Annotated in this window: 14 protein-coding genes and 1 tRNA gene; 13 read left to right on the forward strand and 2 right to left on the reverse strand. The window is 51.5% G+C overall.

The annotated features are described in order from the left end of the window. The first annotated feature begins 66 nt into the window (after window positions 1–66). Window positions 67–1,704, forward strand: coding sequence for a dihydroxyacetone kinase subunit DhaK (locus tag E0L21_RS05290; protein ID WP_131407393.1), 1,638 nt, complete (start codon window positions 67–69; stop codon window positions 1,702–1,704). 184 nt (window positions 1,705–1,888) lie between these two features. Here E0L21_RS05290 and ahr read toward each other — a convergent pair whose 3' ends face one another. Next, window positions 1,889–2,908 (reverse strand): NADPH-dependent aldehyde reductase Ahr, encoded by a 1,020-nt coding sequence (gene ahr / locus E0L21_RS05295; protein ID WP_131407465.1) that lies wholly within the window; start codon window positions 2,906–2,908, stop codon window positions 1,889–1,891. 238 nt (window positions 2,909–3,146) lie between these two features. Between ahr and E0L21_RS05300 the strand changes: the two genes are divergently transcribed. The 8 genes from E0L21_RS05300 (at window position 3,147) to E0L21_RS05335 (ending at window position 7,615) form a co-directional block, all read left to right on the forward strand. Then, entirely contained in the window at window positions 3,147–3,599 is a 453-nt protein-coding gene (locus tag E0L21_RS05300) for a lysozyme (RefSeq protein ID WP_131407395.1), read from the forward strand. A gap of 135 nt (window positions 3,600–3,734) precedes the next feature. After that, complete coding sequence (locus tag E0L21_RS05305; RefSeq protein WP_131407397.1) at window positions 3,735–4,370, forward strand: DUF2589 domain-containing protein; 636 nt, start codon at window positions 3,735–3,737, stop codon at window positions 4,368–4,370. Between the two features lie 56 nt (window positions 4,371–4,426). Next, the gene (locus E0L21_RS05310) at window positions 4,427–5,107 is read left to right on the forward strand and encodes a DUF2589 domain-containing protein (protein WP_131407399.1); all 681 of its coding nucleotides are present in this window, start codon (window positions 4,427–4,429) and stop codon (window positions 5,105–5,107) included. Next, window positions 5,100–5,558 (forward strand): lysozyme, encoded by a 459-nt coding sequence (locus E0L21_RS05315; protein ID WP_131407401.1) that lies wholly within the window; start codon window positions 5,100–5,102, stop codon window positions 5,556–5,558. Before E0L21_RS05310 ends, E0L21_RS05315 begins: the two co-directional genes overlap by 8 nt. Window positions 5,559–5,574: 16 nt before the next feature. Continuing rightward, on the forward strand, window positions 5,575–6,048 hold the full coding sequence (locus tag E0L21_RS05320; protein WP_045513584.1) for a ribonuclease domain-containing protein: 474 nt from the start codon (window positions 5,575–5,577) through the stop codon (window positions 6,046–6,048). Between the two features lie 56 nt (window positions 6,049–6,104). Then, window positions 6,105–6,515 carry a hypothetical protein gene (locus E0L21_RS05325; RefSeq protein ID WP_131407403.1) on the forward strand — a complete coding sequence of 137 codons (411 nt, stop codon included), beginning with the start codon at window positions 6,105–6,107 and terminating at the stop codon, window positions 6,513–6,515. Continuing rightward, entirely contained in the window at window positions 6,512–6,928 is a 417-nt protein-coding gene (locus E0L21_RS05330; protein ID WP_131407405.1) for a hypothetical protein, read from the forward strand. The genes E0L21_RS05325 and E0L21_RS05330 overlap by 4 nt, the downstream gene beginning before the upstream one ends. A gap of 252 nt (window positions 6,929–7,180) precedes the next feature. Further along, on the forward strand, window positions 7,181–7,615 hold the full coding sequence (locus tag E0L21_RS05335) for an RNase A-like domain-containing protein (RefSeq protein ID WP_235855202.1): 435 nt from the start codon (window positions 7,181–7,183) through the stop codon (window positions 7,613–7,615). 95 nt (window positions 7,616–7,710) lie between these two features. On the opposite strand, the gene E0L21_RS05340 is transcribed toward E0L21_RS05335, so the two are convergent. After that, a complete protein-coding gene (locus E0L21_RS05340; RefSeq protein ID WP_131407409.1) occupies window positions 7,711–8,310 on the reverse strand; it encodes a response regulator transcription factor in 600 nt (199 codons plus the stop codon). A gap of 661 nt (window positions 8,311–8,971) precedes the next feature. Here E0L21_RS05340 and E0L21_RS05350 point away from each other — a divergent pair. The 4 genes from E0L21_RS05350 (at window position 8,972) to E0L21_RS05365 (ending at window position 12,663) form a co-directional block, all read left to right on the forward strand. Further along, window positions 8,972–9,056: transfer RNA gene (locus E0L21_RS05350), tRNA-Leu, on the forward strand. Between the two features lie 222 nt (window positions 9,057–9,278). Beyond that, window positions 9,279–10,532, forward strand: coding sequence for a tyrosine-type recombinase/integrase (locus E0L21_RS05355; protein WP_131407411.1), 1,254 nt, complete (start codon window positions 9,279–9,281; stop codon window positions 10,530–10,532). Between the two features lie 446 nt (window positions 10,533–10,978). Continuing rightward, a complete protein-coding gene (locus E0L21_RS05360) occupies window positions 10,979–11,701 on the forward strand; it encodes a DUF6088 family protein (protein ID WP_131407413.1) in 723 nt (240 codons plus the stop codon). A gap of 104 nt (window positions 11,702–11,805) precedes the next feature. Further along, window positions 11,806–12,663 (forward strand): nucleotidyl transferase AbiEii/AbiGii toxin family protein, encoded by an 858-nt coding sequence (locus E0L21_RS05365; RefSeq protein ID WP_131407415.1) that lies wholly within the window; start codon window positions 11,806–11,808, stop codon window positions 12,661–12,663. Window positions 12,664–12,867 lie beyond the last annotated feature (204 nt).

The following is a 12,867-nucleotide window of genomic DNA, read 5'->3' on the forward strand; positions in this document are numbered from 1 at the left end:
TTCTTTACCCCGTCCCGCACTGTGCGGGCTATGCTTGAGAAACGATTCACAACTTTTTGGAATATTATGTCCAGATTCTTTTTCAACGACCGCAAACAGCTGGTCAATGATGCCATTGAAGGTTTGGTAATTTCTGCACCACACGGCAACCTCGTTCGACTCGATATCGATCCCGCTATTCGCATTGTGGCCCGCGCCGACTGGGATAAAAGCCGCGTGGCGGTGATTTCCGGCGGCGGTTCCGGGCATGAACCGGCGCATGCCGGATTCGTTGGCAAAGGGATGCTCACCGCTGCCGTTTGTGGCGATGTGTTCGCTTCGCCAAGCGTGGATGCGGTGCTGAACGCGATTGTGGCGGTAACCGGCGATCGCGGCTGCCTGCTGATTGTGAAGAACTACACCGGTGACCGGCTGAACTTCGGCCTCGCGGCAGAGAAAGCCAAGCGCTACGGCCTGAAGGTGGAGATGGTGATCGTTGCAGACGACATCGCACTGCCGGACAACAAACAGCCGCGCGGCATTGCCGGTACGGCGCTGGTGCACAAGATTGCGGGCCATGCCGCTGAACACGGTAAGTCGCTGAGCGAAGTGCGCGATATTGCCCAGCAGGCCTGCGACAACGTTTTCAGCCTCGGACTGGCGATGGAGACTTGCAACCTGCCGGGCGGCGATAGCGAAGAGGGGCGCATTCAGCGCGGGAAAGTTGAGTTGGGACTGGGTATTCACGGCGAACCTGGCGCGACTACCGTTGATACGCACAACAGCAAGACACTGATCGATACGCTGGTTAAACCGCTAAAAGCGGTGGTGGGTAATGATCGTGTAGCGGTGCTGATCAACAACCTCGGCGGCGTCTCGGCCCTGGAAATGGCGCTGCTGACCAAAGAACTGGCACACTCAGCCTTAAAAGAACAAATCGCCTATCTGATTGGCCCCGCATCGATTGTTAGTTCGCTGGATATGAAAGGGTTTTCGCTGTCCGTATTGCGCCTGAACGACACATTCGAGCAGGCGATTTGCGCCGATGTGCAGACCGTAGGTTGGCAGAAGCCGGTACCGTTCGCGCCGATGAAAATCCAGTCGCACAGCGCAGTGTATGACGGGCTGGAGATTGAACCTTCCAACAACCCGCAGGTGAAAGCGTTGGTCAACACGGCGGTTAATACATTGATTGACCTTGAAAACCGGCTTAACGCGCTGGATGCAAAAGTGGGCGACGGCGATACCGGCTCAACTTTTGCCGAAGGGGCGCGGGAAATCAAACGCCTGCTGGAGCAAAATGCGCTGCCGTTGAACAACACCGCGCAGCTGCTGCAACTGGTTGGCGAGCGGCTGGCGACAGTGATGGGCGGGTCCAGTGGCGTGTTGATGTCGATTTTCTTCACTGCCGCAGGCCAGGCCGTACACAACGGCACGTCGTTGCCGGAAGCGTTACTGCTGGGGCTGAAACAGATGAAACATTACGGCGGTGCGGATCTCGGCGATCGCACGCTGATCGACGCGCTGCAACCGGCGCTTGAAGCGCTGCGCGATAGCGGGCTGGATGCCGCCGTAGCCGCTGCGCAAAACGGTGCGGCCAGCACGGCGTCGATGCAAAAGGCAGGCGCCGGGCGCTCATCGTATGTGAACAGTGAGAATCTCGACGGGGTAACCGATCCGGGGGCCGTTGCTATTGCGGAAGTGTTTGCTGCTATTAGCAGGTAAGAACCCGACGTCTTAGAAAGCGACTTTGGTTTCGCTTTTGAATGGCGTACCGAAAACCGTAAAAGAACCGCCAGTCAGAGGTCAATCCAGAGACACTAAGGCAGCCCAAACTCTGCGCTGGTCGCGTTAACAAGACGGGGTCGCGCAGTAACAAAGCCCGGCAAGATTGCCGGGCTTTTTCACATCAGAAATCCGCTTTTAACACCACGCGGTAACGGGCTTTGCCGTCGCGCACGTGCTGCAACGCTTCGTTAATCTGCGACATTGGGAACATCTCAGTAGTCGGTGCCACTTTGGCGCGTCCGGCGAATTTCATCAGCTTACGCAGTTCAAACGGCGTACCGGTTGCGGAACCGGAAACGCTGCGATCGCCTGCGATCAACGTAAAGGCCGGGACTTCGAGTGGCTTCAGCACTGCGCCAACGGTGTGGAAATGCCCGCCGTGGGTCAGTGCCTCAAAGTAGGGTTGCCAGTTCAGATCGACGTTAACCGTGTTGATGATCAAATCGTACTGACCCGCCAGCGCTTTCAGCGCATCCACATCGCGGCTGTTCACCACGTAATCCGCGCCCATAATGCGCACTTCTGCCTCTTTTGCCGGATTCGAGCTAAACGCCGTCACTTCGCAGCCCATCGCGTGCAGCAGTTTGATGGCGATATGGCCCAGCCCGCCGATACCGATCACGCCAACGCGGCTGGTGGCGGTGATATTGTGCATCAGCAGCGGTTTAAACACGGTAATGCCGCCGCATAACAGCGGACCGGCGGTTTCGATATCAATGCTGTCCGGCAGCGGGATCACCCATTGCCAGTCGGCGCGGATTTTGTCGGCAAAGCCACCACGATTGAGAATGGTTGGTACTGCGCCTTGCTGGCAGTTGATCTGATTGCCATCAATACAGGCATCACAGTGACCGCAGCTGCGCGCTGTCCAGCCGATCCCCACACGTTGGCCGATCTTCAGGCCTTTGCTTTGTGCCGCGCTGCCCAGATCCACCACGCGGCCAATCACTTCATGCCCGGCAACCAGCGGATACTGGGAGAAGCCCCACTCGTTATCGATCATGGAGAGATCCGAATGGCAGATCCCGCAGTAATCCACCTGCACTTCAACATCTTCCGCCGCCAGCGGGCCAGCGTCATACTCCTGCAGCTCCAGCGCGGCGCCAGCCTGCGGTGCGGCGTAACTTTTAATGATGCTCATCATGGATTCCTTTGATTTAGAGGGAGACGCATGAAGTGTAGGGCATCGGCAGGCTCTGCGGCAGCCTGTGTGTGCATAGAAAGCCCGTTTCGCTAATGCATAGCGGTGTATGGCACGCCGCAGGCCACTATTTTCGGATTTTCCATACGGCTATTTTGGTGCGGTGACTTTGCAACACGATGTGTCCGAACCATCCTCAAAAGGTGCTGTACCCACCTACAATCCAGGAGCAACCACTATGGCGAATCAACCGCAAAGTACAGGCGCTGGCGGTCTGGCGCTGATTAAATCTTTTGAAGGGCTTAGGCTCGAAAAATACAAGGATGCCGTCGGTAAATGGACGATTGGCTACGGACATTTGATCTTACCGGATGAAAAATTTCCGCACGCGATTACCGAAGCCGAGGCCGAAGCGCTGCTTCGCAGCGATCTGTTAATGACCGAACGCGGGGTACACAAAGCGGTGACGGTTGCGCTTAATCAGAACCAGTTTGATGCGCTGGTAGCATTCACCTTTAACCTTGGCGCAGGCAATTTGCAAAGCTCTACGCTGCTTAAACTGCTCAATCAGGGGGAGTACGCACAGGCAGCAGACCAGTTCCTGCGCTGGAACAAAGCGGGCGGTAAAGTGCTGGCAGGGCTGACAAGGCGGCGTGAAGCTGAGCGCGCGCTGTTTTTAAAACCTGTTTAACCGGACGCGCGCCTTAGGCCATTTTCCCCGTTTTTTACCGCCATCCAGCCAATATTTTCATCCTCTTCCCTCTATTACTGTGGGTTTGCGAATTCGCAACGCGATGTTTTCGTATAACCCACAGGAGTATGCATTATGGATTCACAATTTATTGGATCGGTCATTAATGCACTGCCGCTGGAGCACATGATTGGCGGTCCACTGCAGGCAATGATCAAAGCGCAGGTGCAGGCGAGTAAAGCGTACGCCGACTTCCTGCTCTCGGTGTGTATCAAGGACGGTAAGGCGGAGTCGGTGCAGTTTGATTACGACGAAACCGTGGTGGATGACAAGGGCGTTATCCAGGGCGTGGTGAAAAAGACCATGCGCATCCCGCTGCTGGCGGCGATTTCCCACCCTAACATCAGCATCGAAGAGGGCACCATCGACTTCGAGCTGGAAGTTTCCCAGAGTGAAGCCAGCAACAGCCAGACCGAAGCGGAAGCCTCGCTGGAAGCCTCTGTTGGCTGGGGGCCGTTCAGCGTGAAAATCACCGGTCGCGTCTCGCACAAAGCCCAGCAAACCCGCTCCAGCGATACCCGTGCGAAGTACAGCATCCATACCCAGGTTAAACGTCAGCCACCGCCGGAAGCTCTGATGCGCGTGATTGATTTCCTGACGGATGCCGCGACACGCCCGGCTATCTTGCCGTCAGAGGCGAAAAAGCTGGAATCCAAACAGCTTGATGCCTACCCCGAAACGCCTGCCGCAGCGGAAAAAGCGCCGGCGTAATGTTCCTCTCTCCACCCTGAGGCTGCCTGGCAGCCTCATTTCTCACGGAGCGCACTATGTCAATGAAAGACTGGCTTCGCGGCAACCGTGGCGCTGAACCGAAGGCAGATTCGCCCGCGCCACCGCCACCGGAGGAGAGTGCCGGGCTGCCACCTGCCGATCCGCCGCCAGAAGATATCGCCGGATTACCGCCTGCTGATCCACCGCAGGATCCGCCACCGCCACCGGGCGACGGCACGCCACCCTCTACTTCAGGTGTGACGCTGGCGGATATCACTCGCGGCATGCAGCATGCGGCCTCGGCGGCGAACCAACTGATTGCACATCAGTACATGCAGGCGCTGGATCCTTTTTTTGAACACAGCGACGACGGGCGGCTGGTGCCGAAAATCATCGAAATGGAGCTGGATGATCGGCACCACTTCAAATTGCCGCTGGTGGCGCTTTCCACACCGCGCGGGCTGATGCTGGAAAAGATGAAAGTGTTTCTCACCGTGCGCACTGACGCGGTGGAACAGCAGAGCGCAATGTCCGGCACGCCTGACGACGCGGTCAGCCGTTTTCACGTCAGCATGTCGCCGCCGAGCCATGGAGCAAGCGGGCGCGACAGCGGACATGTGGATATCGAAATGCAGTTCACCGTACTGGAGCCGCCGGAGAGCGTGATGCGGCTTATCGAAGAGTACACCCGACAAGTTCTCCCTCAAGTAACCGACAGGAGTGATGACAATGGCTAATCAACCCCTGAGCACCGGCGCTGCCGGGCTGACGCTCATTAAATCTTTCGAAGGGCTAAGCCTCGAGAAGTACCGCGACGCGGTAGGTAAATGGACTATCGGCTACGGGCATTTGATTTTGCCCAATGAAAATTTCCCCCAGGCACTGAGCAAAGTGGAGGCGGAAGATCTGCTGCGCGCCGATCTCGGGATGACCGAGCGCGGTGTTCATAAATATGTGACGGTGGATCTCAACCAGAACCAGTTCGATGCGTTGGTCGCTTTCGCCTTTAACGTCGGGCTTGGCAACCTGCAGAACTCAACGCTGCTGCGCCTACTCAATCAGGGCCAGTATCAGGAGGCGGCGGATCAACTGCCGCGCTGGAACAAGGCTGGCGGCAAGATTCTGGCGGGGTTGACGCGTCGACGCGATGCTGAACGTGCGCTGTTTTTAGCGCCAATTAACGGATAAGCCATGGAGGCAATAGATGAAACGATATCTTCCGATAGTTACGTTTGTCGGTTTGCTGTTAACCCAACCGGCCTGGGCAGAACTTCCCCAGTGCAGCGCGGTGGTGCAGGCGGCAAATCAAGAGTTAGCAAAACTCAATAAGAAAACCGTTCAGGACGACAAGAAACTGACGGCTCTGCTCAAAACCCTGAACCGCGATGACGTGCTGCCAGCGGACTACGTCACCCGCGATCAGGCCATCAAACTGGGCTGGAGCGGCAAGGCGGAGGACTCGCTGTGGAGCGTGTGGGCGCTGAACAAGAAGCAGTTGGGCGGCGACCCGTGGAGCGGTAAACCGCTGCCGGGCAAAGGCAAGTGGTACAGCGCGGATATTGACAGCGTACGCGGTCTGCGCAGTAACAAGCACCTGATTTACAGCCCGGAAAGCGCGACGCGTTATCTCACTACAGATAACGACGCCACGACCGTCACGCTTCCTCCTTGTCAGTAGTCGTTATTGCGGCCTCATCCTATTCGTTGAGGCCGCTTGTTCAGGAGGGGAATGCGATGGCCGCAGATGGACTGCAATTGCTAAGCCAGGGGCTGGCCGCGCTCGCCGGATTGTTCGGCGGGCTGAGCGTGTCGTTTTTCTGGCAGCCGAAAAAACTGCATCAACACGGGCGCCTGGCCGCCGGAATAATCATTGGTGCGATTAGCGTCAGTACCACCTTTACGCTCGGCGGGTTTATTGCCCGCTGGCTGGGGATGAACTTTAAAGACAGCGATATCGCCATGGGCATTGGCTATTTTGTTGGCGCGATAAGTGTCGGCATGATTGCCTGGCTGGCCAATTTCTTTAACCGCCGCGAAGGGCATGACATTTTGCAAGTGGCCAGTGAGTTAAAACGCGCGGCTCGCGGCGTGAAAGCCGTACCGCGTCGCCGTGTGCCACGACGCAAACCAGGGGAACCATCATGACGCTTAAACTTCTTTTTTGGGCCATCACACTGGTGGATGTGGCGATTGCGGTGATCATTTTTGTTAGCGCACTCAGCAGCCGCATGCTTGATATACCGCTGTGGTATCGCCTTGGGCTTTTAATTACGGCATTTGGTTTTACCGTGCAGGGCTGTTTGAATTTACCCTACCTGTTGTTTAACGTGATTTTAATGGCGCAGGAATTACCTTTCTGGATATTAAAAGATGTCGGTATTGGGATAATCTCAATTTATTATTTTTGGCACACCATGCACAAAGATGATAAACCCAGCCAAACACCGACACGTAAAAAAACGGCCGTGGTTAAAAAGACACCGGTCGCTAAAAAAGTTGACGCGGCTAAAAAAACACCCACCCCGCGCACACCGCGCAAGAAAACGCCCGCACAATAATTAACACGGAGTAGTAAATTTGTTTTGCTGCTCCGTGAAATGGCCCAGGCCATTTATCATTCCTGTACTGGTCAGTTGCCAAATATTATTCAACTCACGCTGACGTTAATTTGAATCTGCGAATTCGTACTTCCTTTATTCCACTCGCAGGAGATGATTATGTCTGTAAAATATGTTTTTTCACGTAGGGTAAAAACGCGCAGCATTCTTTCTATGGCTGCGGTATCGCTGTTTTTATTTTCAACAGGAGCCATGGCAGTTAATGTTGGCCCGGCCTGTAACCAGCCCGGCGTTGGCCTGACTGCAACACAGTGGGCGCAGAATCAGGATAACGCCGGTGGGCATATGACGGCTTGCCATGTCGGTAAAGCTGACGCGTGGCTGCAGCAGCGCACTGTTGCTAACCAACCGAACTGCCCGCAAACGAATACGGCCTCAACATGGACGGATGCGAATGTGGCGTGGAATTCTATCGGCAACACTATTCAGGCGTTCTGTGCTGGCGCGGCCAACAATACCGCAGCGGTTAATTTCACCATTGCGCTGGGTGGGAATGGCAATGCGAACGTGGGCAGGGCGTATGGCAATGGGGCTTTTTATAATATCGCCAACAATCGGCAGGCGTTTATCCGCTTAGTGAATAACGGTGGACAATGGCGCGTACAAACAAGTTATCCAACAAATTAAGTTAAACGAAAGGAGCATTATGCCCATGCATAATGCTCCTTTTTAGCTCAGGAAAAGAAAATACGCTGACGCGAATCAAATAAAGATAATCAGGACTACTCTTCTGAATACATCATCGCGGCCTGAGTGCGATTATTCACATTCAGACGGCGGAAAATCGATTCCAGATGCGCTTTCACTGTACCCGCACTGATATTTAAATGACGGCTAATTTGTTTATTGGATTCCCCGGCGGCCAGCAGTTTTAAAATTTCGCGTTGTCGTTCGCTCAGGCGGGCTAGCGCGCTTTGCCCGTTGTCCAGCAGCGTAATGCTCTCCTGCGGCAGACAAAACATCCCCAACGATGCACTACGCAGTGTCTGAGCGATGGTTTCCGGTGGGGAGTCACGTCGAACAAACGCCATCGCGTGATGATTTAAAAATAAACGTAATAGTGTCGGCTGACATTTATTCATTAGCATCACAACAGGTATATTCGGATGCCGACAGGCTAAGATATCCAGCAATTCCAGACTCGAGGTTTTATTACCATCGCCATCAAGAAGAATTAAAGAAGCTGGAAATTCATTAAGCGTATCATCAATATCATTTTGATTATTCAGCCCACGAACTTTTACCTCCGGAATATATTGCGTTAGTACTGATGCCATTCCTTCAATAAATATTGACTGCTTGTCAATCATGAGTACATGCATACATTATCTCCACGTAATAGCGTTCGCCATTGAGACTGGTAATCATCAAAGTATTCAATGAAATGCAAAAAAAGAAACAGGCTAATTGTCATAGGTCTTTTAACCGATATGACGGATTAAACATTATTGGATGGGATAAAACAGATTAAGAAAATATTATATATGAAGAATGGTCGCTTTGCTATTTTACGGATTATTAGCAGGCTTTGTTTTATAAAATAACGGGAGGGTAGTGAGAAGGTTTATTCCTCTCGGCTCGTTGTTGTGGTGAAGTTGGACTGGCGAAGGGCGAAGGGCGAAGGGCGAAGGGCGAAGGGCGAAGGGCGAAGGGCGAAGGGCGAAGGGCGAAGGGCGAAGGGCGAAGGGCGAAGGGCGAAGGGCGAAGGTTGGAGTGCTAGCGGATTGTGATGTTGGAAGGGCTGGGGCTGATGTGGAATGTTCAAAGGTGGGAGCCGGAAGGAGGAACGTTTTGGATCGAAGGGGGGGAGAGCGAGTAAGGGATTAAGAGGCTAGGGGTTAAAGAGGAAAGAATTTATAAAGAGAGAGGTGACAGCTTATAGAACGTTGATTTTTTCAGCACTTAGCGGCGTATGACAACATCGTGACTTGCATAGCCGCCCGCGGCAGGTATAATCCAATACGTTTCCGCATCCCCTTCAGTGCCGAAGTGGCGAAATCGGTAGACGCAGTTGATTCAAAATCAACCGTAGAAATACGTGCCGGTTCGAGTCCGGCCTTCGGCACCAAGTGATGCAAAAATGAGCTACCTTCGGGTGGCTTTTTTTGTATCCATTGTCGTCCATATTCGTACATATTTCATTGTTTAATAACGATAATTTCTTCTCTGTATATCTGCTTTTATAGTGTTGGCATTTTCCTTGCTGGTCGTTTTTCATCCATTGACATCCAACCTATTTGGGGGCCAAATTGGGGGCTTAGGCTTGGTTCGATAATCGTGAGGCCCCCAAATGGCACTAACAGATCGCGCTATAGTCCACGCAAAGCCTTGTGGCAAGCCGTATAAGCTCAGCGACTCGCATGGACTTTACCTTCAAGTTAACCCTACTGGTTCAAAATACTGGTACATCAAGTACCGCTTTGTAAATAAAGAGAAAAAGCTCTCTTTAGGCCCCTATCCGCTTCTGACACTTGCTCAGGCAAGACGAAAACGGGAAGAAGCTCAGTTATTGCTGCTTTCCGGTGTCGATCCTAGTGCAAAGCGCAAGGAAGAACGGCTTGCTGTGACGCCGGAACATACATTCGAGTCCGTGGCACGCGAATGGGTCGCCAGCAATCTCAGATGGACGTCAGAACACGCAAAGCGGGTACTGCGTTATTTCGAGCTCTATGTTTTCCCCACTAATGGTGATCGCGACATCACTAAACTGAAAGTTATGGATCTGCTGCTACCCATTAAAGAAGTGGAGAAAGCCGGTAAACTGGATGTCGCTTCCCGCCTGCAACAGCGCACTGCCTGCGTGATGCGCTACGCCGTCCAGAATGGCATTATCGAGCATAACCCTGCTGCAGATTTAACCGGGGCGGTTGCCACCGCAAAAGTACGTCACCATCCGGCGCTGGATCTTCATCTCATTCCAGATTTTCTTGAACGTATTGATGACTACAAAGGCCGCAAGTTAACCCAACTGGCGGTGAAACTGGCACTGTTGCTATTCATCCGCTCCAGCGAACTGCGGTTTGCCCGATGGGAGGAGATTGACCTCGATAACGTCATGTGGACGATACCTGCTGAGCGTAAACCGATCCCCGGTGTGAAATATTCCGTGCGCGGTGCAAAAATGCGTTCTACGCACCTGGTGCCACTCTCCCGTCAGGCGACAACCCTCCTCAATGAGATCAAACAGCACACACGGCCAGGTCTGGAGTTGGTTTTTCCTGGCGACCATGATTACCGCAAGCCCATGAGTGAAAACACCATCAATAAGGCGCTGCGGGTGATGGGTTACGATACGCAAAAAGAGGTCTGCGGCCACGGCTTTCGTACCATGGCCTGTAGCGCTCTGGTTGAATCAGGATTGTGGTCAAGCGACGCGGTAGAGCGACAGATGAGCCATCAGGAACGCAAGCGCGTGCGGGCAGCCTACATCCATAAAGCGCAGCATCTGGAAGAGCGCAGGGAAATGATGCAGTGGTGGGCAGATTATCTGGATGCCAACCGGCTCAGGCATGTGGTGCCATATAATTTCAAAAAGCGAGTGTGAAACGCGACGGCGCTTATGAGCCTTCAGAGGCGTAACGCCCAGTGGCCGAAAGAACTGAAATCGTGGATACCGGGCGATTCAGTTTGGCTGGCAGCCGCTGGAAAGGTTTTTTCCCTGAAGATCAGTGACGAGGATTTATATCCTGACTGCGTTCTGGATAAGCAAGCACGTCCGCTAAAGGTTGTTGTGCTGATTCTTTCATTATTTAAATAACGCAAAACACTCAAGGGGCTGGTCATATTGTTTGGTTCCGGCAATAGCTGCCTGAGAGGGTAACAGCCGAAAAACTTGCTAATTGCTAAGCCTGATCTGGTGGTAATGGTAGTGCAGAAAGGAATTGAGTCGGGAGAGCATGGAGATGCTTAGTGCAATATTGTCATGTTTTTAACTATAAAAACTTGAATTATTCTGTGTGTACGAGGTAAAATTTGTACAGGAGGTGACTCATGAGCATTCAGGCACAAGTAATAAAAGACATTGGTGGGATTGAGCCAGGCAAAATGTTTACCTATCAGGCGCTATCAGCCTGGAGAACGTCGCCGGAAGGTACTACGAAGGCTATGAGTCGTCTGGTGAGTTGCGGTCAGGTCCGTCGTTATTCAAAAGGTGTTTTTTATCGACCCAGACAGGGAGTACTGGGTGAGGTCCGCCCTTCGGATAATGAGAAAATCAAACTTTATCTTTATGATAATGAAAAGCTGATTGGTTATATCACCGGTCTTAGCCTGTATAACCGTATGGGGCTGACAACTCAAGTGCCGAAGATGGTGACTATCGCCACTGAAAAAGCACGACAGAAAAAAAATTTGGGGAATATTGAAGTTAAACTAGTTCCCAGCAAAGCTCCTGTTAATGAGCGGGATAAAGAATATCTTGAAATACTGGATGCCCTGACAGATATTAAAAATATTCCTGACACTCAGCCTTATGAAATACTTGAGCTGCTAAATAAAAAAATAAAATATATAGATAGAGGCTCTCTGGACTCTCTCGTGCAACTTGCAAAAGCGTATTACCCGCCCGCAACTAAGGCACTATTGGGCCTCGTTCTTGATGCTAATAGGTGTGATCTCAGCTGCCGCCTTGCGGAGGACCTGAATCCGACAACAAGTTATAAAATAGGCCTTAAGGGATACTGGCCTCAAGCTAAAAAATGGAAAATAATATGATCCTACATAAAAATCCCGAAAACTTTATTGAAATTATTCAGGCAACAGCAGATCACCTTTCAATTCCCGCAGTATATGTTGAGAAGGATTATTAGGTAACATATATTTTAAAAAAGCTCAGTTATTCGGACTATAAAGAACGGCTAATTTTTAAGGGTGGAACTGCTCTTTCTAAAGCGCATAAATTGATTCATCGTTTTTCTGAAGATATTGACCTGGCCGCTCATTTACCGGGTTTCTCAGGAAATCAGGTTAAAAATTATATCAGAGAAGCTGAAGCTAAAATCACAGAGGGTTTAACCTATATTCCAGAGCATCCTGGCGAATCAAAACATGGTTCATTCCGTAAAACATGGTTCGAGTATCCCAGACACGTTAATGGTGAGTTTGCTCAGGCATCGCCTTTACTTTTACTGGAAATCAATGCGTTTACCACTCCAGAACCTTATTCTTTAATGCCTGTATACACCTTGATTGCAGAGTCTCTGAATATGATGGGGCGCCCCGATCTTGTTAGGGAATACGGGCTAACAGCCTTTAATATCAATGTACTGAATGTTGAACGTACAGTAGCAGAAAAGATCATGGGGCTGGTTCGTGCTTCTCGCGAAGAGAATGCTGAGGAACAGTTGAAAGCTAAAATTCGGCATATCTATGATTTATGTTTTATCCGGCGGGATGCCAGGTATGTCGATCTTTTTGCTGGCGGCACTTTGCTTCCAATGTTGAAAATTGTAGAGGAAGCCGACAGGCAGCAATTCAAACAGGCTGGAAGCTGGCTTGATATTCCTATACATGAGGCATCTATTTTTTACAGAGCGGCATCGGTATGGCAGAAAATACGGGAGGAATTTCATACCCGATTTGCACCTCTTGTTTATGATAATGATATTCCAGAGGATGATGAAGTTGTTTCTCTGCTAGAAGCCATCCATATGCAGATTAAAGATTACACACGATAGATTTATGACTTCACCATCACTGGTAAGCGAGATAGTACCAGGCAGAAAGTGATGAGATGCTTGTCCTGTCAAAGATAGCTAGTGAATAAATAAAAAGGACATGGGTAAAAATATTATGCATGAAAATAAACTATACATGAATCATTCTTGAATCGGTAGTGTTCCCTTCCATTATACAAATTGGATGTGATAGGCTGTTTTTGC

The sequence above is a fragment of the Kosakonia quasisacchari genome, assembly GCF_004331415.1.
Classification (GTDB): domain Bacteria; phylum Pseudomonadota; class Gammaproteobacteria; order Enterobacterales; family Enterobacteriaceae; genus Kosakonia; species Kosakonia quasisacchari.

Coding starts and splice junctions, on each gene's coding strand:
- E0L21_RS05290 (WP_131407393.1), top strand. CDS start 67: ATGTCCAGATTCTTTTTCAACGACCGCAAACAGCTGGTCAATGATGCC.
- ahr (WP_131407465.1), bottom strand. CDS start 2,908: ATGAGCATCATTAAAAGTTACGCCGCACCGCAGGCTGGCGCCGCGCTG.
- E0L21_RS05300 (WP_131407395.1), top strand. CDS start 3,147: ATGGCGAATCAACCGCAAAGTACAGGCGCTGGCGGTCTGGCGCTGATT.
- E0L21_RS05305 (WP_131407397.1), top strand. CDS start 3,735: ATGGATTCACAATTTATTGGATCGGTCATTAATGCACTGCCGCTGGAG.
- E0L21_RS05310 (WP_131407399.1), top strand. CDS start 4,427: ATGTCAATGAAAGACTGGCTTCGCGGCAACCGTGGCGCTGAACCGAAG.
- E0L21_RS05315 (WP_131407401.1), top strand. CDS start 5,100: ATGGCTAATCAACCCCTGAGCACCGGCGCTGCCGGGCTGACGCTCATT.
- E0L21_RS05320 (WP_045513584.1), top strand. CDS start 5,575: ATGAAACGATATCTTCCGATAGTTACGTTTGTCGGTTTGCTGTTAACC.
- E0L21_RS05325 (WP_131407403.1), top strand. CDS start 6,105: ATGGCCGCAGATGGACTGCAATTGCTAAGCCAGGGGCTGGCCGCGCTC.
- E0L21_RS05330 (WP_131407405.1), top strand. CDS start 6,512: ATGACGCTTAAACTTCTTTTTTGGGCCATCACACTGGTGGATGTGGCG.
- E0L21_RS05335 (WP_235855202.1), top strand. CDS start 7,181: ATGGCAGTTAATGTTGGCCCGGCCTGTAACCAGCCCGGCGTTGGCCTG.
- E0L21_RS05340 (WP_131407409.1), bottom strand. CDS start 8,310: ATGCATGTACTCATGATTGACAAGCAGTCAATATTTATTGAAGGAATG.
- E0L21_RS05355 (WP_131407411.1), top strand. CDS start 9,279: ATGGCACTAACAGATCGCGCTATAGTCCACGCAAAGCCTTGTGGCAAG.
- E0L21_RS05360 (WP_131407413.1), top strand. CDS start 10,979: ATGAGCATTCAGGCACAAGTAATAAAAGACATTGGTGGGATTGAGCCA.